Origin of the sequence: Vibrio gazogenes (assembly GCF_023920225.1) — a bacterium.
Classification (GTDB): domain Bacteria; phylum Pseudomonadota; class Gammaproteobacteria; order Enterobacterales; family Vibrionaceae; genus Vibrio; species Vibrio gazogenes.
The window spans coordinates 235,729-257,249 of record NZ_CP092587.1; the positions used below are offsets into that span (position 1 = coordinate 235,729).

Consider the following 21,521-nt stretch of genomic DNA (forward strand, 5'->3'; position numbering starts at 1 on the left):
CCTTTACTATCGTTGATTCGCATAAGAAAAAAACTATACCCTGATGTGAATCAACAAAGAGTAATGACAAAGTTGCAATACTCATTCACAATAAGAACACTTAATCTTCAGTGCAAAAAAAGATCGGGTAACATTGCAAAAAAAGTGACATGATGTGCTGAGAAAATCGGTTTGTTTTGACAGCAACAACCGGATACAACTATCTATTAGAATGACATTCCCAATATTTTAGAGGGTGAGCATGATTAAAAAGATCGGGATATTAACAAGTGGCGGTGATGCTCCAGGGATGAACGCTGCGATTCGCGGCGTTGTACGCACTGCATTAGGCGCTGGTTTAGAGGTTTTCGGCATCTATGATGGTTATCTGGGGCTTTATGAAGACCGGATTGCCCAGTTAGATCGTTCGAGTGTTTCTGACGTGATTAACCGGGGTGGGACATTTCTGGGGTCGGCACGTTTCCCTGAATTTAAAGAGGTTCACGTTCGTGAAAAAGCGATTGAGAATCTGAAGAAGCATGGTATCGAAGCACTGGTTGTGATCGGTGGTGATGGTTCTTATATGGGCGCGAAGAAGCTGACAGAGATGGGATATCCATGTATCGGTCTGCCGGGCACCATTGATAATGATATTGCCGGCACCGATTATACCATCGGTTATCTGACGGCTTTAAATACCGTGATTGATGCGATCGACCGCTTGCGCGATACATCATCATCTCACCAACGGATTTCTATTGTTGAAATTATGGGACGCCATTGTGGTGATTTAACACTGATGTCAGCCATTGCTGGTGGATGTGAGTACATCATTACTCCGGAGACGGGATTGGATATGGATGAGCTGATCTCTAATCTGAAAGACGGTATCGCGAAAGGGAAGAAGCATGCCATTATTGCTTTGACTGAGCTGATGATGGATGCCAATGTTCTGGCGAAGAAGATTGAAGAAGCGACAAAACGTGAAACGCGAGCAACTGTGCTTGGTCATATTCAGCGTGGCGGCCGCCCAACAGCATTTGATCGGGTTTTAGCGTCTCGGATGGGGAACTATGCAGTTCACCTTCTGTTGGAAGGTTATGGTGGCCGTTGTGTCGGTATTCAGAAAGAAGATCTGGTTCACCACGACATCATCGATGCGATCGAGAACTTGAAGCGTCCTGTCCGCCAAGATCTATACAAAGTTGCTGAAGAACTGTTTTAAGGTTTTTTCGTAGCACATATTAATAAAGACCGCTGTGAGCGGTCTTTTTTTGTCTCGGATATTAAGTAAGGTTCTTTCGGGTTACGGACGGCTTTGCTGACTAGTTCCTTCCAATGCGCAACATCGAGAGGGCACCGCTTGTATCAAACGATCCAGATCCGTTCTTCCGGATCTTTTCTGTTCAGGTAATGCGTGGATTGAATCCGACGGATCGTCCGGCACTTACCGCGAATGAGCAGGGTTTCGGTGACGGCAATATTACCTTGACGAGTGACGCCATCCAGCAAGTCACCTTTCGTGATTCCCGTTGCTGAGAAAATGACATTATCACTGCGGACCATATCTTCCATCTTCAACACTTTACCGGCTTCAACGCCCATTGTCTGACAACGTTCGATCTCTTGTTGGCCGATTTGTCGGTTCTCATCGGTATCCCCTTTTACTTCGTGACGAGGCAGAAGGCGGCCATGCATATCACCGTCTAAGGCACGAATCACGGCAGCAGAGACCACACCTTCCGGTGCGCCACCGATACAATACATCACATCTACTTCACTATTGGGCATACAGGTTAAAATCGAAGCCGCCACGTCACCATCGGGAACGGCAAAAACACGGACGCCCCACTGTTGCATCTCGGCAATAATTTGCTCGTGACGAGGTTTCGCCAGTGTAATCACGACTAGATTATCCAGTGATTTACCTAATGCCTGCGCGATATGTTCGAGATTTTGTTTGAGCGGTTGATTGAGATCGATACATCCTTTGGCGCCCGGGCCGACAACCAGTTTTTCCATATACATATCGGGCGCTTTCAAAAAGCTACCTTTTTCCGCAGCGGCCAATACAGAGAGCGCATTTGATTGCCCCATGGCTGTCATCCGAGTGCCTTCTATCGGATCAACAGCGATATCCACTTCATCACCGCCCAAACCAACTTTCTCACCAATATAGAGCATCGGGGCATCATCAATTTCCCCTTCGCCAATCACAATTTCTCCCGTGATTTCTGTTTTGTTCAACAGACTCCGCATGACTTCGACGGCAGCACCATCCGCTGCATTTTTATCACCGCGCCCAAGCCATTTATATCCGGCTAAAGCTGCACCTTCGGTCACTCGGGAAAAGGCCATTGCTAAATCACGTTTCATGTGAACTCCATCTGACGGAAAACTGAAAAATTTGCGTCGAATTTTAGCATATCCCGACGAAAACGTTTGCTGAAATGCTTGTGGATTATTGCACTTGATCAAACCGACATCAGATCTTCAACTGTATTTCAGTACTCAAGCAGGATTGAACCCGCTATGAAGAACAACAAAAGTAAGAATTGTGTCAATTCACGTTGGTTTTTTAATCGAATGGTGAAAATATTCAATATAGAGCGTGTTTCTCCAGCCATGGCTGAGTAGAATGAACAACTAAGTACAATCATCATTGCAAGCGCAGAATCGTAAAGGATATAAGCATGTCTTTTGAAGTGTTAGAGAAATTAGAAGCCAAAATTCAAACTGCCGTTGATACAATCACACTCCTTCAAATGGAAGTTGAAGAATTAAAAGAAGAAAAACAGAAATTGATTGAAGAAGCGACTCAGATGAAAACAAGTCGTGATGAACTGGAACAGCGCGTACAGGACATGCAGCAAGAGCAAACGGCATGGCAGGAACGCATTCGCAATTTGCTTGGTAAGATGGAAGATATGGAGTAAGGCTCAAGGCTTTCTATATCAAAGCGATCTGGTTCAAGCTTTCTATCTCACCAACGTGATATTAAAAAATGCCGACGGAAATGTCGGCATTTTTCATGGGAGAGTCGAAATACGATTTATGCTTGTGGGCGGATACCCAGTGTATGGCACAGTGCATAGGTCATCTCTGCCCGATTCAACGTATAAAAATGGAAGTCTTTCACCCCTTCACGACAGAGTATCCGGATCATGTCAATGGCTTGGCTTGCACCGACAAGCTGGCGTGTCACCGGATCATCGTCTAATCCATCGAATTGTTTACTCATCCATCCCGGTACTTTGACATGGTTCTGCGCTGCAAAGCGATATGCCTGATTAAAGTTGGATACCGGGAGAATGCCCGGTACGATTTCGACATCGATACCGGCGCTGACACAACGGTCCCGGAATCGCAGATAACATTCAACATCGAAGAAAAACTGGGTGATGGCACGGTTCGCCCCCGCGTCTGCTTTACGTTTGAGATTCAGTAAGTCAGCCTGAGCACTTTTGGCTTCAGGGTGGACTTCAGGAAAGGCTGCGACAGAAATATCAAAGTCATGACGGGATTTGAGTAAGGTCACCAGATCAGAAGCATACATCTCCGGTTTACCGCCACCCGGAGGAATATCACCCCGGAGTGCAACAATGTTCTTGATGCCGTTGTTCCAGTAGTCATCGGCAATCTGGCTCAACTCTTCGCGACTGGCATCAATACAAGTTAGGTGAGGCGCTGTTACTAAACCGGTCTGGGATTTGATTTCTTTAATAATGGAATGGGTTCTGTCTCGCTCTCCGGAGTTCGCTCCGTAGGTAACAGAGACGAATTTGGGCTGTAAGGTTTTTAAGCGATGAACGGAGTTCCAGAGTGTTTCTTCCATTTGCGGTGTACTGGGTGGGAAAAACTCAAAAGAGACGTTAAGGTCTCCGGATAATTCACTAATGTTCTGATTCAGTGCATCAATATGTCCAGCATATGAGTATCCCATCTTCTCTCTCCCGTGATGATGGCTAATCGGATAGCAATCGACGTTTGGACGTCTATATGTCTAGATATTCTATTGAATTGTTTTTGATGTCAACAATATAATTATGAATATTATTCATGTTTGCATGAAGGCTTTTCACATCTCTTTGTTTCTAAACCAGCTAATTTAGTTTAGAAACAAATCAGGAGCCTTTCGGCTCCTGAACGATTAAATATGTGATCGAGAATGGATTTGTTATAACAAGCTGGAAAGTAGATTAATATCTGACTGAATCGCACCCGCAGTGACGTCTCGTCCGGCACCGGGGCCGCGAATCACTAACGGATTGTCTTTATACCATTTACTTTCGATGGCAAAGATATTATCGCATGGTAGTAGATTGGCCAATGGATGCTCCCGATGTAAGGCTTCCACACCGACGGAGGCTTTGCCTGATTTCTCCAAACGAGCGACATAACGCAGCACTTTATCTTCTCTCTGTGCTTTTGCCAGACGTTCAGCAAGCTGAATATCGAGTTGAGCGCTTTGGTCAAGAAAGTCATCCAGAGAGAGGCATTGTAATTCTTCCGGCACCAGTGATTCGACAGTGACTTGATTGGGTTCAATATCCAAACCGGATTCACGCGCAAGAATCACCAATTTTCTCATGACGTCAGACCCATCTAAATCATTTCTCGGATCGGGTTCGGTTAAGCCTTGTTGCCAAGCCAGATCAACCAATTCACTAAATGGAACCGTCCCGTCATATTGTTGGAATAGCCAAGACAGTGTTCCTGAGAAAATCCCGGACAGGGCAACGATCTCATCACCGCTTTCCCGCAGATCTCTCACCGTATGGTTAATCGGCAGACCGGCTCCGACCGTTGCATTGTAAAACCAGTGACGACTGATCTTTGCAAAGGAGTCTTTGACTTGATAGTAGTATTCGCTACTTGAAGAGCCCGCGACTTTGTTTGCAGAAATAAGGTGCATCCCTTGTTCTGCAATCTGAATATATTGTCCAGCGAGTTCGGCACTGGCAGTCACATCCAGCACGATGACATCATCATAGCCGCGGATCTGTCCGAGTTTGAGCAGCCATCCTTGACCATCATTGGGGATGGATTCTTCAAGAAAATGCTGTTCGACCTGCTTTGGGTCGATCCCTTGTTCATCAAACCAGTAGGTCTGACTATCGATGATCGCAACCAGTTCAAAATTCATTCCCCGGCGCTTTTCCAGCTCGGTTTTCTGCTCCGCAAAGAGCTTGAGCCAACTTGAGCCAATATTACCTTTGCCGCAAAGTGCAAGCGCCACGCGTTTTTGAGCCTGAAAAAGGTGAGTATGTAGTTGATTGACCAAAGTATCTATGGATGTCTGACGCAGTATCGCAACCAGACTCAGTTCTGATTCACAGAGGAATTCAATCGGAGCTTGTTTGAGCTGCTGATAAAAACCGAAACAGTGGTTAGCATTTTTGGTCACGCCGGCACCGACGGCTGCAACCAGTGAATAGCCTTCTTTGAGGCGAATTTCCGCTTCAATCGCGGCATCTTGTAAATAAGATAACGCACCAGCAGCAATTTCAGCCGTGTAAGCAAGCTGGATGCGATACTGGTCTTCTTGTTTATCATAAGCAAGCGGTGTGAGCTGGGCTCGCTTGAGTTGCTCGATCACCTGTTTGTACAGACGCTGAAAATCGTGTCCACGTGAGAAGCTAAGCTCAATCAGCAGGACTTCATCCAGAGATGTGATGATTTTGGCACCCCGTCCCGAAGCCAGTACCCGTTCGATATGAGTTGAGCCGGCTTCTGGGTCATAGCTACACCGAAGATGTAGGTCAATCGCACTTTGCGCCACGGGCTGTAATGTCCGACTGTGTAAGACCGGTGCGGCGAGACGGGCCAGTTCGCTGGCTTCATCCAGACGGAGCAGCGGCAGCAGGCAGGCATCAGTGACGAGTCTCGGGTCAGCACTGTATACACCGGCGACATCACTCCAAATAGTTACCCGCTCGACTTCTGCCAGTGCACCAATAATGGTTGCTGAGTAATCGGAGCCATTGCGGCCCAGTAGAACGGTCTCTCCGGATTCGTCCTGAGCGATGAAGCCCGTGATCACGATCCGTTGATGGCCGTGTTGAGCCAGAATTTCCTTCAGTAGCGGATAAGACTGAGCACGGTCGATTTCCGGTAGGGTCTCTCGGTGAGCGCGTAAAAATGCTCTGGCATCTTGTGCTATCGCCATTAATCCTTGTTGATTGAGTAACGCAGCCATTAAGCGGGATGACCAAATCTCACCATGAGCCAATACGAACGCCTGCTGGGCGGCACTCAGTGGTGCGCGGAGTTCAGCGAGGGTTATACACTCATCATTCATTCGGTTCGTCAGTGCTTGAGCGGCTTCTCCTTCGAGCAAGTCTGCAATCAACTGGCGTTGAAACTGTTGAATCTGACCCAAAATTTCTTGGGCCTGTTGTGGTTCTACGGTTAAATTTTCAATAAAAGCAATGAGTTGATTGGTTGTTTTGCCCGCTGCAGAAACCACAACTAGATCGTGACTTTGCGAATACTCTTTGAGAATTTGAGCAACGCGGCGATAACATGCCGGATCAGCCAGACTACTTCCTCCGAATTTATGGAGGTGGCGTACGGTGGTCATCAACAATTCTCCTTTACCCAATTCAGGGATTGATCCAGATCGGCAATCAAGTCATCGGCATCTTCTAAGCCGACCGATAGCCGTAATAGTTGTAGCGAAATACCGGCTTTGTTGAGTGCTTCCTCACCCATCGCACGATGGGTCATTGTTGCCGGGTGACAAATTAAACTTTCGACACCACCGAGTGATTCAGCTAATGAAAACAGATTGAGCCGGCTCACAAATTGTTGTAGCGCTTCATGGCTTCCCGCAAATTCAAAGCTGAGCATCGAACCAAATCCGCTTTGTTGCTTCTTCGCAATGTCGTGACCGGGATGGGTCGGTAAACTCGGATGATAAATGGTTCCAATCAGCGCTTGAGACTGCAAGTAAGCGAGAATTTTCAGTGAATTTTCTTCATGACTACGCATTCTTGCGCCCAAGGTGCGTAACCCTCTAAGTGTCATATAACTATCGAATGGGGTACCGGAGGCGCCGATACAGTTTGCCCACCAGGAAAGCTGTTCCGCGTGTGCTTCAGTTTTACTGATGATCACGCCGCCAATCACATCTGAGTGGCCATTGATATACTTTGTCGTCGAATGGATCACAAAGTCAGCACCCAGCGACAAAGGTTGTTGGTAGACTGGGGTCAGGAAGGTATTATCAACAGCGACTAAAGCGCCGATTTGTTTTGCCTGCTGACAGATTTTTTTGATATCAACGATCCGAACGAGCGGGTTGGATGGTGTTTCCAGCAAAATAAGTTTCGGTTTCTGGGCGAGAGCTTCCGTGAGCGCTGCATCGTCGCATTGATCAACGAATAACACCCGGAAGTCACCTTTATTGGCGCGGGAATTGAATAAACGATACGTGCCGCCATAACAGTCATTCGGTGCGACGATGAGATCATCGGGGCCGATGAAGGCAGAAACCCATAGATTAAGCGCTGATGTACCACAGTTGGTAATCACGGCGCCCTGTCCACCTTCCAGTTCGTAAAGTGCTTGTTCCAGCAGTCCGCGGTTCGGATTACCGGAACGGGTATAATCGTACTGAGGGACTTCACCGAATGCCGGAAATCCATAATTCGTTGAGAGATAAATCGGTGGAACGACTGCATGATATTGCGTGTCTGACTCAATACCCGTTCGAACGGCGATGGTTGCAGGTTTATGAGTGCTCATATGTAATTCCTTCCTACTTGATGGCAGATGTCGTTCATAACTGTCGATCTCAATCGACACGGATTGGACATGGCTGCTCACTTTACTGATTTTCTAATGGGACGTCAATACTTCTAGACGTCTATATGTCTTTGCTTATAGCAGTAAATAAAGCTAAAATTAACACCTACTTTTTTTGATAATAATGACGAATTCCGGCAATGAGGGGAAGCAATGGCTGATTGGAATGGTGAATACATAAGTCCTTATGCTGAACATGGTAAGAAAAACGAGCAGGTCAAGAAAATTACGGTTTCTATCCCATTGAAAGTTCTCAAAGTATTGACTGATGAGCGGACAAGACGCCAGATCAATAACTTACGTCATGCCACAAATAGTGAGCTTTTGTGTGAGGCGTTTTTACATGCATATACTGGTCAGCCTTTGCCGACGGATGAAGATCTGCGTAAAGATCGCCCGGATGATATTCCCACAGAAGCAAAAGCAATCATGACCGAAATGGGCATTGAATTTGAATCTTATGATGACTAATTCACAGGAGTCTGGCTTCTCAGGCAGATAACGTATTTTTTGTCATGTTGGCTGATTTGGACGCATTGCTTTAACCTCAGAGAATATGAAATCAATTTCTTCAACAAGGGAAACAATACAGCAAGTTGGTTGTTTCCTTTGCAGATAAGGGACGTTTGATATGATCTATGTTCACTACCTTGAACAGTCTCGGGCATTACGTGTGGTCTGGTTGTTGGAAGCGCTCGAACTCGAATATGAAGTCGTTCATTATAGCCGAAATCCAAAGACTTGGGGGGCTCCGGAGTCTTTGAAAGCGGTTCATCCGTTAGGCAAGTCTCCGATGATTGTTGATGGTGAACAAACCATTGCCGAGTCAGGTGCTATTATCGAGTATCTAATCGATACCTATGACCATCAACGTCGTTTCCGGCCTGAATCAGGGCAGGCTTTACTGGATTATCGCTATTGGTTACATGCCGCTGAAGGTTCTTTCATGATGTGGCTGGTTATGCGGCTGATCTTTATCAAATCGAGAGAAAAACTCCCATTCTTGTTGCGTCCATTGATTGGTTCTTTTCTCAACAAGATGGATCAGATAGTGATTGAGCCTCGTGTGTCTACTTTCTTGCGTTATATTGATGATACGCTTGCGCAACGTTCATGGTTTGCCGGAGAGCAGCTCAGTGGTGCAGATTTTCAGATGCATCTGGTCTTACAGCTTGCCGATATGCGGGCGGATTTGTCTGCCTATCCCAATATTCAACGCTATCATAAACAGGTTGTTCAACTGGCGAGCTATCAGCAAGCATTGCAAAAGATCCCAGCTTGAATCAAGCGATTAAAAACAAGTCATAAAAAGAGGATACACGCCGTGTATCCTCTTTTTTTTGTATCCGTGATGTTCTACCAGTGTGTTGGATTAATCTTGCATGTAGCCTTCGGGCATTGAAATCCGAGCAACACCTGAATCAACGGCGGCTTGCGCAACGGCTCTGGCGACTCGTGGCAACAGACGTGGATCCATCGGTTTGGGGATAATGTACTCGGGGCCGAATGAAAGGCTATCGATATCGGCCGCAGCCAGAACTTCTGCCGGTACGTCTTCTTTGGCAAGTTGGCGAATCGCTTCAACCGCTGCAATTTTCATTTCATCGTTGATTTCGCTGGCTCGAATATCCAGCGCACCACGGAAGATGAACGGGAAGCAGAGAACATTGTTGACCTGATTTGGGTAGTCGGAACGACCCGTGCCCATGATCAAATCATTGCGGACTTGGTAAGCCAGTTCCGGTTTGATTTCTGGATCTGGGTTTGAGCAAGCAAATACAACCGGTTTTTCTGCCATTAGGGCTAATGCTTCCGGTGGCAGGAGGTTCGGGCCGGAAACGCCAAGGAATAGATCAGCGTCTTGAATGACGTCTTCCAAGGTTCTCTTATCTGTATTATTGGCAAATAACTGTTTGTATTCATTCAGATCGTTACGGCGAGTGTGAATCACGCCTTTACGGTCCAGCATGTAGATCTTCTCACGCATTGCACCACATTTGATCAGCAGCTCCATACAAGCAGTGGCTGCTGCACCAGCGCCGAGACAAACGATCGTACACTCCTTCAGGTCCTTTCCCTGTAGCTCAATTGCATTGAGCATGCCTGCGGCAGTAACGATTGCAGTACCGTGCTGATCATCATGAAATACGGGGACATCACAACGTTCGATGAGGCGCCGTTCGATTTCAAAGCAATCCGGTGCTTTGATATCTTCCAGATTAATGCCTCCAAAAGTATCCGCGATATTCGCAACCGTCTCGACGAACTCATCAATGGTACGGTGTTTCACTTGAATATCGAACGAGTCCAGACCGGCGAATCGTTTGAAAAGTAACGCTTTTCCTTCCATCACTGGTTTGGATGCCATCGGCCCTAGATTGCCTAACCCAAGGATAGCTGTCCCGTTAGAGATGACTGCGACGGTGTTTCCTTTCGCTGTATACTTGTAAATATTATCGACATCCTGCGCAATCTCACGGACAGGCTCGGCAACACCGGGACTATAGGCTAAAGCGAGATCCGTAGCCGTGTCAGCAGGTTTAGTGAGCGTGATCGCGATTTTTCCTGCGGTTGGAATGGCGTGATAATCCAAAGCTTTCTGGCGAAATGCTTGTTCGGGAGTTAAATCTTGGTGGTTGTCTTCAGCCATAGGGTCAAGTCTCGTTGTTATGTTTATAGGGAAAGAAACTGTATTCTAATGGATGTCTGGGGAGCTGCCTAGGCGTTCATAGTATTATGTGTTTTAAAATTGCATAAATATGTAGAGGTTGGAGGAGTTTATGCTGATATATTCTGTTTTATGCAAGAATCACGTTGATGTCACAAAGATGCCAATACATCAATAGAGAGTGAGGAATCGCTTGGTATGACTTGCTTCAGGGGAAATAATAGGCGTTTGGGAAAATAAAAAGGACACCCAATGGTGTCCTTTTTGAAATTCTCAGCGAAGAGAGATTATTTTTTGCCGCTGCTAAGCGCACCGAAACGTTTGTTGAAGCGATCTACACGACCACCGGTATCAACGATACGTTGTTTACCAGTATAGAATGGGTGACATTTGTCACAAACATCCAAGTGCAGAGAATCTTTGTTCAGTGTTGTTTTGAATTCGAAAGCGTTGCCGCAAGAACATGTTGCGCTTACAACTTTGTATTCTGGGTGGATACCAGTTTTCATGGGAGAACCTCAAAATCGGGCCATGTCGCTATCCGGATCGTTGCCGGACACCACATGTCAGTTAATTATATCGTCTTACATCGGTTGTGATACGGGCATCCGTATCATCAAGGCGCGCTATATTAAAGAATCCATGAGCGGTGATCAACTAGTTTTGCTGTTATTTTCACCATTCTTATTGCTGTCTCGAATTTCACGATAGCTTCGATTAGACTGTTGTCCATGATTTTTACATCCGATGTTCAGTGATATGCATCCATCCATTGCCCGAGTGGCATTACCTGTCCCTTTAGATAAGCAGTTCGACTATCTGATACCGGCGCATTGTCAGCCTGTGATCGGCGGACGGGTTTCAGTGCCGTTTGGGCGACAGACATTGATTGGCATTGTGGTTGCACTCGGAGACGACTCTGAGATGAGTCCTGATGTATTGAAACCGATTCGCGCAGTGTTGGATGAGCAGCCGGTCTGGCCAGCCAGTCTCTTTCGACTCTTTACTTGGTGCAGTCAATATTATCAATATCCACTCGGCGATACCTTGTCAAATGCGTTACCCGCAGCATTGAGAAAAGGGAAAGCCGCTGATTTTGCGACTTTGCGAGAGTGGTGCCTGACATCCGCCGGACGAGATAAGCTGATGCAGGGGCTTGGCCGTGCCGTTCAGCAGGCTAAGGTGCTGCGTTTGCTTGAAAACGGCACACAAAGTCATCAAGCATTCATCGATGAAGAGATCAGTCGTCAGGTCTTGAACACACTTCAGGACAAAGGGTGGATTGAAGCGATTGACAGAAAACCAGATCGTCAACCATGGCCTCAATTACTGGAAGACGAAGATGAAAAGCCGCAACTGAATATGGAACAGTCCGTTGCGATTGCGACGATCAACAGCCAGCACGAATTTGGTTGCTACTTATTGGAAGGTGTGACTGGTTCGGGAAAAACGGAAGTTTACTTGAACTTGATTGCACCGGTCTTGAAGCAAGGAAAACAGGCACTGGTTCTGGTGCCTGAAATTGGCTTAACCCCACAGACGATCCAACGTTTTCGCTCACGCTTTATGGTACCTGTGGTCGTGATGCATTCCGGGCTCAATGAGACGGAAAGACTCAATGCATGGCTGTCTGCCCGCGATGGTCATGCCGGTGTGATCATTGGGACGCGTTCTGCGCTGTTTACACCGTTTGCCGATTTGGGAATCATTATTGTTGATGAAGAACATGATGCTTCATATAAACAGCAAGATAGCTTACGGTATCATGCACGAGATGTGGCTGTTATGCGTGCTAGTCTTGAACAGATCCCCATTGTGTTGGGTTCAGCGACGCCTGCGCTTGAGACCTTACAAAATGCACTCAGTGGTAAATACCACCATTTAACTTTGACACAACGGGCTGGTGATGCGGTTCCGGCTACTAATCGGGTTCTGGATGTCAAAGGGCTCTATCTTGAAGGCGGACTGTCAGCCCCGTTGATTGCTGAAATGAGAAAGCATTTACAGGTCGGGAATCAGGTTTTGCTATTTCTCAACCGACGAGGATACGCCCCCGTGCTGATGTGTCATGAGTGTGGCTGGGTCGCCCAATGTCAGCGTTGTGATGCACGTTATACCTATCATCAGGCGACACAAGAGCTTCGCTGTCACCACTGTGGTTCCCAGCGTCCGGTATTGCATCAATGCCAGGATTGTGGCTCGACACAGATGGCAACGGTTGGTGTCGGGACTGAACAGTTGGAAACGCAACTGGCAGCGATCTTCCCCCAATATCGTACCATTCGGATTGACCGGGACAGTACCCGAAGAAAAGGCACATTGGAGTCGGCTCTCAATGCCGTCCATCGGGGGGAGTATCATATTTTAATCGGGACGCAAATGCTGGCAAAAGGTCATCATTTTCCACGCGTGACACTGGTTGGCTTGTTGGATGTTGACAGTGCGTTGTACAGTCATGACTTTCGGGCATCGGAACGATTGGCACAGCTATTTATTCAGGTTGCCGGACGTGCCGGACGTGCCAGCCAGCCTGGTGAAGTTATTCTCCAGACACATCACCCGGAGCATAGTTTACTTCAGGCATTGCTCAAAAAGGATTATCGTCACTTTGCCATGAGCGCGTTACATGAGCGGAAACTGGCACTATTACCTCCTTTCAGTTACTTGACTTTATTTAAAGCCGAATCCAATCAAGCTGAGCTTGGCGAAGATTTTCTCAGACAGGTGAGGCAGACTTTGGAAGTTCACCCGCTGTTTGATCATGCAACTTGTTCTGTCTTAGGACCATCTCCGGCGCCAATGGCGAAACGAGCCGGGAAGTATCGCTGGCAGCTATTACTCCAAACGATGAGTCGCCCGATGATGCAAAAACTGTTGATGAGTGCCAAACCTGTTATTCAAAGCCTACCACTTGCGGGGAAAGTTCGTTGGTCGCTCGATGTTGAGCCACATGATTTGTCATAATCCCACGCTCTCTATCCGGTAAGTCAGAAGTTCATTGGCGTGGATTGGTATTTTTGTCACGAGATAAAACCTATGTATCGTGATCTATTTCTCGTTTATGATGTAAGAAGTGTTAAATAGAACGTAACTTTATTCGTAGAAATGCTTAAACTATGAAAGCACATACATCAAGCTCTTGATAGATATATCAAAAGTGTGTGTATCAATCAGTTTTATAGCAAATACCATTTTGAAAGAGGGTTTTAATGTATGGCGACAATGAAGGATGTTGCTCAACTAGCGGGAGTGTCAACCGCGACCGTATCTAGGGCGTTGATGAATCCCGAAAAAGTGTCGCCTACGACAAGAAAACGGGTTGAAGATGCAGTTCTTGAAGCCGGATACTCTCCGAATTCACTGGCACGAAATTTAAGACGTAACGAATCAAAGACGATTGTTGCGATCGTTCCTGATATCTGTGATCCATACTTCACTGAAATTATCCGAGGTATCGAGGATGCTGCTGTCGAGCACGGTTATTTAGTGTTACTTGGTGATAGCGGCCAACAGAAGAAACGTGAAAGTTCTTTTGTGAATCTGGTCTTTACCAAGCAAGCCGACGGCATGCTACTGCTTGGTACCGATTTACCGTTTGATGTCAGTAAGTCAGAACAGAAAAACTTACCACCGATGGTGATGGCCTGCGAGTACGCACCAGAGCTGGAATTGCCGACTGTCCATATTGATAATCTGACTTCTGCGTTTGAAGTGGTTAATTATCTCACTCAGATGGGGCATAAAAAGATTGGTGAAATTGCCGGCCCCGATTCAGCGGCTTTGTGTCATTTCCGTCATCAGGGATATATGCAGGCTTTAAGACGTGCCGGCATTACGATGAATCCTGCTTATCATTACAAAGGTGATTTCAGCTTTGAAGCGGGTGTGAAAGCGATTCGGCTCCTTCTCGGATTGTCCGAGCCTCCGGGCGCTGTTTTTTGCCACAATGACATGATGGCTATCGGTGCCATTCAAGAAGCGAAACGCTTAGGTGTCAGAGTGCCTCAGGATCTGTCAGTGGTTGGTTTCGACGATATCAACTTTGCTCAGTATTGTGATCCACCGTTAACGACTGTCTCTCAGCCTCGGTATGAGATTGGCCGTCAGGCGATGCTAATGATGTTAGAAGTGCTCCGGGGGCATGATGTTCGGGCGGGCTCTCGTTTGCTGGAAACAAAATTGGTGATTCGTGAAAGTGTGGCAGCTCCTCGCGGATGACTCTTCGTCGATGACATTGGTGAACCTCAAGATACTGGCGTGTATTGTGCTCAGAGTTGTGCTTCCGAGTGGTCTTCTTTAACATACAGTCATTGTTTGTAAGGTAAGCATAATTTAGTGGCTAATAAAGACTATGTGAAACGGGGTAGTGCAGCGAAGAAAACTGCGCGTAAAACGCCGAAGAAGCGCCCTTGGTTGAGTGGTACGCTTGCTGTGATTGTGGTGGCTGTGTTTGGATATGGCTTGTATACACTGAGTGTACAGCCGTCTACGCCAGTAAAGCATGTGCCTGTGGTTCAGAAACCCAAGGTGAAGCAAGCAACGCATGACAAGCAAAAAATACTTCCTCCTCCTCCGACTGAAAAGTGGGATTATGTCGATACCTTGCCTCAACGTGAGATTGAGGTCACCCCGAAAGCGCTAAAAGTATCGAAAATTCCGTACATAATGCAGTGTGGTGCATACAAGACGATGGCCCAAGCTGAAAAGCGGAAACTGGATATCGCTTTTCAAGGCATTAAAAGTAAAATCCGTAAGAAAGAAGATAGTAGCTGGTATCGCGTGGTGATCGGTCCTTACAAATTTAAACGCGATGCTGAACGCGATCGCCACAAACTTCAGCGCGCGAAGATTGAACCTTGCGCGATTTGGAAAGAAAATCAATAGACACGTTTTTCTTTATCCTCCGGTGCTGGTCACAGCATTCCGGAGGAAATAACAACGATATCCCGCCTTTTGACTTGAATTCAAACAAGCTTGTCCTTATATAGTTTTCTAACACACTTTATAAAATGGAAGAGGTCCTCTCGTGACTACAATCGTATCCGTCCGTCGTGATAATAAAGTTGTTATTGCCGGAGATGGTCAAGTTTCTCTGGGTAATACCGTGATGAAAGGAAATGCCCGCAAGGTGCGCCGCCTGTATAACGATAAGATACTGGCTGGATTTGCTGGCGGTACAGCGGATGCATTTACATTGTTTGAGCGTTTTGAAAGCAAGTTGCAAATGCATCAAGGACATCTGGTTAAGGCGGCTGTTGAACTTGCCAAAGATTGGCGAAGTGATCGCGCCTTGCGTCGTTTGGAAGCGATTTTAGCCGTTGCTGATGAGACCGCTTCACTCATTATTACCGGTAATGGTGATGTTGTTCAGCCAGAACATGATCTGATCGCAATTGGCTCTGGTGGCAATTATGCACAGGCTGCGGCAACGGCTTTACTAGAAAATACCGATCTGGACGCGCAGGAAATCGCTGAAAAAGCGCTGCAAATTGCAGGGGATATCTGTGTGTTCACTAACCATTTCCAGACTATCGAAGTGCTTGATATTCCTCAAAGTGAATCATAGAAACTATTCGATAGCGTCTGCAATACAGAACAAAGGAAATAAGCATGTCTGAAATGACTCCTCGTGAAATTGTTCATGAACTCAATCGTCATATTATCGGTCAGGACAACGCGAAAAGAGCGGTCGCGATTGCTTTACGGAATCGCTGGCGTCGAATGCAGTTAGAAGAAAGTCTGCGTGTCGAAGTGACGCCCAAAAATATTTTGATGATTGGTCCAACCGGGGTAGGTAAAACTGAAATTGCTCGGCGTTTGGCAAAGTTAGCAAATGCGCCATTTATGAAAATTGAAGCCACAAAATTTACTGAAGTCGGTTATGTCGGTAAAGAAGTTGACTCAATCATCCGAGATCTGACTGATGTTGCGGTAAAAATGACCCACCAGCAAGCGATGGAAAAGGTGCAGTTCCGAGCCGAAGAGTTAGCTGAAGAACGTATTCTCGATGTATTGCTGCCACCACCGCGTGACTCTTGGGGTGAAGAAGAGCGAACCGAAGATACTTCCCATACCAGACAGGTATTCCGTAAAAAATTACGTGAAGGCCAGCTCGATGATAAAGAGATTGAAATCGATGTCGCAGCTCCGCAAATGGGGGTTGAAATTATGGCACCTCCGGGTATGGAAGAAATGACCAACCAGTTACAGGGCATGTTCCAAAATCTGGCCGGAAACACGCAAAAGAAACGCAAGCTGAAGATTAAAGATGCGTTTAAGGCGTTAACGGAAGAAGAGGCTGCGAAACTGGTCAATCAGGATGAACTGAAAGAACAAGCAATCTTCAATGTTGAGAACCACGGTATTGTGTTTGTCGATGAGATCGACAAAATCTGTAAGCGCGGTGAAGTCTCCGGACCTGATGTGTCACGAGAAGGGGTGCAGCGCGATCTGTTGCCATTAATCGAAGGCAGCACAGTATCGACCAAGCACGGTATGGTCAGAACGGATCATATTTTATTTATTGCTTCCGGGGCTTTTCAGGTCTCCAAACCGTCGGATTTGATTCCTGAATTACAAGGGCGTTTACCAATTCGAGTCGAGCTGGAAGCGTTGAGCAGTGATGATTTCAAACGCATCTTGACCGAACCGAAAGCATCTCTGACAGAGCAATATCAGGCGTTGATGGCCACCGAAAATGTTTCGATTGAGTTCTCAGAAGATGGGATTGCACAGATTGCGGATGCCGCTTGGCAGGTGAATGAAACGACTGAGAACATTGGTGCTCGTCGTTTGCACACCGTGATGGAACGCTTGATGGATGAAATTTCTTTCGATGCGACCGATAAAGCGGGTTCGTCATTTACCATCAATGCTGATTATGTGAAAGAGCGTCTTGGTGAATTGGTTGGCGATGAAGATCTCAGCCGCTTTATTCTGTAAACGTTAAATCGATATGTGATAGAGGCTGTGTGATGTCAGTGTTCCCTGTTACCTGTTGGTATGGTTAGTACATTGAGCACTTTGATGCCATCCGGATGTAAAAGCTCGCATTTTTATGCGGGCTTTTTATTATCAATGATTTCGTCGTATACTAGGGCTCTTGACGTCCACTAGGCTGTAATCATGATGAACTCTATTTCGATTTGGATGGATGCGGCTAGACCGAAAACCTTGCCTTTGGCATTGATTTCGATCCTCACAGGAAGTGCCTTAGCTTTTTCTGAAAAGCATTTTTCGTGGCCGATAGCAATTTTAGCTTTGGTCACTGCTGTTTTACTGCAAATTCTGTCCAACCTTGCCAATGATTATGGCGATGCGGTGAAAGGGACCGATAATGACGCCCGATTAGGTCCCATGCGAGCAATTCAGTCGGGAGCCGTGACACTGAAAGACATGAAATATGCCATGATGATTAATGTGTTGCTCACAGTTGTTTCTGGCATGGCGTTGATCCTGTATGCCTTGGATTCGCTTGACAATATTCTGGTTTTTATTGGCCTTGGCGTCATGGCCATGATCGCTGCGGTTGCTTATACCATGGGGAATAAGCCTTATGGTTATGTCGGGCTTGGTGATGTCTCCGTGTTTATCTTCTTTGGCTTGTTGGGGGTCTCCGGGACTTATTTTCTCTATACCGGCCATTTGAATTCGACGCTACTCCTGCCATCGATCGCTTGTGGTTTGTTGGCTGTCGCAGTATTGAATGTCAATAATATGCGGGATATCGAAAATGATGAAATCTGCGGCAAGCGGACAATTGCAGTTCGTTTAGGTCCGATTCTGGCAAAAAAATATCACTTTATTCTGTTAGCCGGGGCTGTCTTCACGTTTAGTTTATATCTGTGGTTACAGACCGATCCGCTCTGGCTTGCCCTTCCTTTTCTACTCAGTTTGGTGGCTATGGTCAAACATGCGGTTGCCATCTGGGAAGCCGAACGACCAGTGCACATCGCACCGATGTTACCTGCAGTCGTCAGATGTTCTATTGTGACAAATTTATTGTTTGTCGGGGTAGTTATTGCTCAAACACTGATCAGTTAATTGAGCTTTGTCATTGCAATGACTTACATAGTCGATATACTCGTTTAAGATACTTTCGCTGTGAGAATGGTTGCCATGGAATACAATACATCTGCACTTTGTGATATTTATTTCGACCAGGTTGATGTTGTAGAACCGATGTTCAGTAATTTTGGTGGACGAGCCTCTTTTGCCGGCCAGATAACAACGGTCAAATGTTTTGAAGATAATGGTTTGATCCGAGAAGTACTTGAACAAGACGGTTTGGGGCGGGTGCTATTGATTGATGGCGGTGGTTCTTTACGTCGTGCTTTGATTGACTCGGAATTAGCTGCGCTCGCTGAAGAAAATGAGTGGGAAGGACTGGTTGTTTACGGGTGTGTTCGTGAGGTGGACGAACTGGAAGAAATGAATATTGGTATTCAAGCCATGACATCAATTCCTGTTGGCGCTGCTGCACAAAGTATAGGTGAGATCGATATCCCCGTGAATTTTGGCGGAGTCACCTTCTTACCTGAAGATTACCTTTATGCAGACAGTACCGGTATCATTCTTTCTCAGGAACCTTTGAATACTGACCTTGAAGAAGCTGAGTTGGATGAAGAAGAGATCGATGATGACGATGATGTCATTGCCGAAGAAGATGAAGAACGGATTTAATCTGGATTTTTGTCTGATGTAAGAGCCGTTTATTGCTTACGGCTCGTTGATTTCCTTCTTGTGACTGGCTTTCTTGTCACTGGATTTCAGGCTTTGTCGTCGTAAAGATAAAGCCTGAAAATATCCGAATACCCCACCAAGAATGTTGCCGATGGCAATCCCTGCAAATAATCCATTGATCTGCCAGAGTTGTGAGCCGATCCAAGCTGAAGGCAGCGTAAAAAGAAACAGACGCATAAAGTTCCAACTAAAGGCTCTCAGTGGTTGGTTGAGCGCGTTCAGCGCTGAAACAATCATCATCACAATCCCTTGAAATCCATAGCTCAATGGCACAATTAACAGATAATGCCAGAGTATTTCTCGAACCTGTGTTTCTTGTGAGAATAGCGCGGAAAGAGGGATGCTTAGCGGGACCATCATTAAGAAAATAATGCTCTGGAACACCACCGAAAACCGGATGCTTAAGAAAAGTCCGGCAAAGCCTCTTTGTGGGTTATCGGCACTAAAATTCTGCGCTAAAAAAGGTGTGAGTGTTGACGTTAACGACATCAGCACCAGAATCAAAATCGATTCAACACGTTGTGCTGCACCATATGCGGCGACCGCTACGGTGCCATGCTGGGAGAGTAGTATCATCAACAATGCACCGGAAATCGGGTTCATCGCGTTGGACAAGGCCGCAGGTGTACCAATCCGTAAAACCTGCTTCCAGTCTTGCCATAATGATCGCCAGTCAGGTCGTGTGACTAGCCGTTTCCGGTAAAATAAAATATATAACGTTCCAACTAAGGCTGTACACCAGCTAATCGCACTGGCAATTGCTGCACCTTGAATTCCAAGCTCCGGAAAAGGCCCATAACCGAAGATGAGTAATGGATCTAAAATACCGTTGATACTGCCAGAGAGGATCATGAGTAATGCCGGCGTTCTGGTATCTCCGGTTGCCCGGATAGCACTGTTTCCGGCCATGGGAATAACCAGTAATGGTATGGCAAGATACCAAACGGACATATATTGCTGTATTAGAGGCAGTAATACTGGCTGAGCACCGAGTAAGGTAAAAAGAGGTGAGACAGTTAACAAGCCAACGCTAGAAGCAATACTGACTAAAACCACGGCCAGTAGTAAACCATGAATTGTCAGGCGAGCCGCATTATGTATCGATTTTTGACCCAACAAATGCGCAATACTGGTCGATAAACCAATACCGATACCCATGGTGATGCAGTTCACAGCAAAAGTCACCGGGAATGTATAGCTGACGGCGGCCAGGGCCTGTGTCCCGAGCAGAGAAATAAAATAAGTATCGACTAAGTTGAACATCAGCACCGATATCATGCCGAAGGTCATTGGGATTGTCATCCGGCGGAGTACGACGGGAATTGGTGCCGAAAGCAGCCCGTGTTTATCATGCATAGAAAAGAAGGATGTCTATCGGAGGAACCGGGATGACAGCATACTCGATTCTGGTTAAAACAGCCAGTTTAGTCCCGGAGTGATAAAAAAGACCGGCAAAGGCCGGCCTTGAAAATACGTTAATATTTGATCGTTACGCTTTGGCTGCCGCCGCTGCTTTCGCAATTGCTGCAAATCCTTTCGCGTCTAATGCTGCACCACCCACCAATGCACCATCAATGTCTGGTTGAGCAAAGAGTTCTGCTGCATTTTCTGCTTTAACGGAACCGCCATACTGAATGACGACATTTTTCGCAACTTCTTCACTTTCGTTCGCAATATGAGCACGGATAGAAGCATGAATTGCTTGTGCTTGTTCGGCTGTTGCTGCTTTACCAGTACCGATAGCCCAGATCGGTTCGTAAGCGATAATCGCGCCATTGAGTGCTTCAACGCCTTGCGTTTTGATCACTGCGTCAAGTTGGCGTGCACAAACGGCAAGCGTCTCGCCCGCTTCGTTTTGTGCTTCTGACTCACCGATACACAATACTGGTGTCAGGCCATTTTCTTTCAGGAACGCAAATTTTTGTGCAACGAACTCATCAGATTCATGATGGTATTCGCGACGCTCAGAGTGACCGATAATGATGTGTGTTGCACCAAAATCTTTCAACATTTGAGGAGACATATCACCAGTGAAAGCACCACTATTGTGCACATCAGTATTTTGTGCACCTAGGATAATCTTATTTCCGCCTTCTTTGATTAACCGTTCTGCAAGGTCAAGATACAACGCTGGTGGTGCAACTGCGACGTCAACACCGGCAACGCCTTCGAGTTCAGCATTCAGGCCAGAGAGCAGGTCTGTGACCATCGTTTTACTTCCGTTTAATTTCCAGTTACCCATAACAACAGGACGACGCATAGGAATATCTCCAAATTTAGTGAGTATAAAAATGTGATTTTGACAGAATATAACAGATAAAAC

The 21,521-nt window shown here is 46.4% G+C and carries 19 protein-coding genes; 11 read left to right on the forward strand and 8 right to left on the reverse strand.

What is annotated here, in order from left to right; genetic code table 11:
- Nucleotides 1-241 precede the first annotated feature (241 nt).
- Complete coding sequence (gene pfkA, locus MKS89_RS01030; RefSeq protein ID WP_072960521.1) at nt 242-1,204, forward strand: 6-phosphofructokinase; 963 nt, start codon at nt 242-244, stop codon at nt 1,202-1,204.
- A gap of 143 nt (nt 1,205-1,347) precedes the next feature.
- On the opposite strand, the gene glpX is transcribed toward pfkA, so the two are convergent.
- Nucleotides 1,348-2,355, reverse strand: coding sequence for a class II fructose-bisphosphatase (gene glpX, locus MKS89_RS01035; RefSeq protein ID WP_072960524.1), 1,008 nt, complete (start codon nt 2,353-2,355; stop codon nt 1,348-1,350).
- Between the two features lie 317 nt (nt 2,356-2,672).
- Between glpX and zapB the strand changes: the two genes are divergently transcribed.
- A complete protein-coding gene (gene zapB / locus MKS89_RS01040; RefSeq protein ID WP_072960527.1) occupies nt 2,673-2,915 on the forward strand; it encodes a cell division protein ZapB in 243 nt (80 codons plus the stop codon).
- A 116-nt stretch (nt 2,916-3,031) separates the two neighbouring features.
- Here zapB and metF read toward each other — a convergent pair whose 3' ends face one another.
- The 3 genes from metF to MKS89_RS01055 all read right to left on the reverse strand — a co-directional run bounded on the left by metF (nt 3,032) and on the right by MKS89_RS01055 (nt 7,728).
- Nucleotides 3,032-3,922 carry a methylenetetrahydrofolate reductase gene (gene metF, locus MKS89_RS01045; RefSeq protein WP_072960530.1) on the reverse strand — a complete coding sequence of 297 codons (891 nt, stop codon included), beginning with the start codon at nt 3,920-3,922 and terminating at the stop codon, nt 3,032-3,034.
- Nucleotides 3,923-4,156: 234 nt separating this feature from the next.
- Nucleotides 4,157-6,562: a bifunctional aspartate kinase/homoserine dehydrogenase II gene (locus tag MKS89_RS01050; RefSeq protein ID WP_072960533.1), complete on the reverse strand. Its 2,406-nt coding sequence runs from the start codon at nt 6,560-6,562 to the stop codon at nt 4,157-4,159.
- The gene (locus MKS89_RS01055; RefSeq protein ID WP_072960535.1) at nt 6,562-7,728 is read right to left on the reverse strand and encodes an O-succinylhomoserine (thiol)-lyase; all 1,167 of its coding nucleotides are present in this window, start codon (nt 7,726-7,728) and stop codon (nt 6,562-6,564) included. Before MKS89_RS01055 ends, MKS89_RS01050 begins: the two co-directional genes overlap by 1 nt.
- 213 nt (nt 7,729-7,941) lie before the next feature.
- Here MKS89_RS01055 and metJ point away from each other — a divergent pair, with 213 nt between their 5' ends.
- Nucleotides 7,942-8,259, forward strand: coding sequence for a met regulon transcriptional regulator MetJ (metJ, locus tag MKS89_RS01060; RefSeq protein ID WP_072960538.1), 318 nt, complete (start codon nt 7,942-7,944; stop codon nt 8,257-8,259).
- A 160-nt stretch (nt 8,260-8,419) separates the two neighbouring features.
- Complete coding sequence (locus MKS89_RS01065) at nt 8,420-9,070, forward strand: glutathione S-transferase (RefSeq protein ID WP_072960541.1); 651 nt, start codon at nt 8,420-8,422, stop codon at nt 9,068-9,070.
- A 90-nt stretch (nt 9,071-9,160) separates the two neighbouring features.
- Here the strand turns inward: MKS89_RS01065 and MKS89_RS01070 are convergent, their stop codons facing one another.
- A complete protein-coding gene (locus tag MKS89_RS01070) occupies nt 9,161-10,438 on the reverse strand; it encodes a malic enzyme-like NAD(P)-binding protein (RefSeq protein ID WP_072960543.1) in 1,278 nt (425 codons plus the stop codon).
- Nucleotides 10,439-10,743: 305 nt separating this feature from the next.
- Complete coding sequence (gene rpmE / locus MKS89_RS01075; protein ID WP_072960545.1) at nt 10,744-10,965, reverse strand: 50S ribosomal protein L31; 222 nt, start codon at nt 10,963-10,965, stop codon at nt 10,744-10,746.
- Between the two features lie 250 nt (nt 10,966-11,215).
- Between rpmE and priA the strand changes: the two genes are divergently transcribed.
- The 7 genes from priA to rraA all read left to right on the forward strand — a co-directional run bounded on the left by priA (nt 11,216) and on the right by rraA (nt 19,138).
- On the forward strand, nt 11,216-13,420 hold the full coding sequence (priA, locus tag MKS89_RS01080) for a primosomal protein N' (RefSeq protein WP_072960601.1): 2,205 nt from the start codon (nt 11,216-11,218) through the stop codon (nt 13,418-13,420).
- 249 nt (nt 13,421-13,669) lie between these two features.
- On the forward strand, nt 13,670-14,674 hold the full coding sequence (gene cytR / locus MKS89_RS01085) for a DNA-binding transcriptional regulator CytR (RefSeq protein WP_072960550.1): 1,005 nt from the start codon (nt 13,670-13,672) through the stop codon (nt 14,672-14,674).
- Nucleotides 14,675-14,791: 117 nt separating this feature from the next.
- Nucleotides 14,792-15,340: a cell division protein FtsN gene (gene ftsN, locus MKS89_RS01090; protein ID WP_072960553.1), complete on the forward strand. Its 549-nt coding sequence runs from the start codon at nt 14,792-14,794 to the stop codon at nt 15,338-15,340.
- Nucleotides 15,341-15,482: 142 nt separating this feature from the next.
- Nucleotides 15,483-16,022, forward strand: coding sequence for an ATP-dependent protease subunit HslV (hslV, locus tag MKS89_RS01095; protein ID WP_038178732.1), 540 nt, complete (start codon nt 15,483-15,485; stop codon nt 16,020-16,022).
- 44 nt (nt 16,023-16,066) lie between these two features.
- Nucleotides 16,067-17,398 carry an ATP-dependent protease ATPase subunit HslU gene (gene hslU / locus MKS89_RS01100; RefSeq protein ID WP_072960556.1) on the forward strand — a complete coding sequence of 444 codons (1,332 nt, stop codon included), beginning with the start codon at nt 16,067-16,069 and terminating at the stop codon, nt 17,396-17,398.
- A 183-nt stretch (nt 17,399-17,581) separates the two neighbouring features.
- Nucleotides 17,582-18,499, forward strand: a complete 918-nt coding sequence (locus MKS89_RS01105) for a 1,4-dihydroxy-2-naphthoate polyprenyltransferase (protein WP_072960558.1) — start codon at nt 17,582-17,584, stop codon at nt 18,497-18,499.
- Between the two features lie 75 nt (nt 18,500-18,574).
- Nucleotides 18,575-19,138 carry a ribonuclease E activity regulator RraA gene (gene rraA, locus MKS89_RS01110; protein WP_072960604.1) on the forward strand — a complete coding sequence of 188 codons (564 nt, stop codon included), beginning with the start codon at nt 18,575-18,577 and terminating at the stop codon, nt 19,136-19,138.
- A gap of 36 nt (nt 19,139-19,174) precedes the next feature.
- Here rraA and MKS89_RS01115 read toward each other — a convergent pair whose 3' ends face one another.
- Nucleotides 19,175-20,554, reverse strand: coding sequence for an MATE family efflux transporter (locus MKS89_RS01115; RefSeq protein ID WP_072960561.1), 1,380 nt, complete (start codon nt 20,552-20,554; stop codon nt 19,175-19,177).
- 133 nt (nt 20,555-20,687) lie between these two features.
- Nucleotides 20,688-21,458, reverse strand: a complete 771-nt coding sequence (gene tpiA / locus MKS89_RS01120) for a triose-phosphate isomerase (RefSeq protein WP_072960563.1) — start codon at nt 21,456-21,458, stop codon at nt 20,688-20,690.
- Between the last annotated feature and the right edge of the window lie 63 nt (nt 21,459-21,521).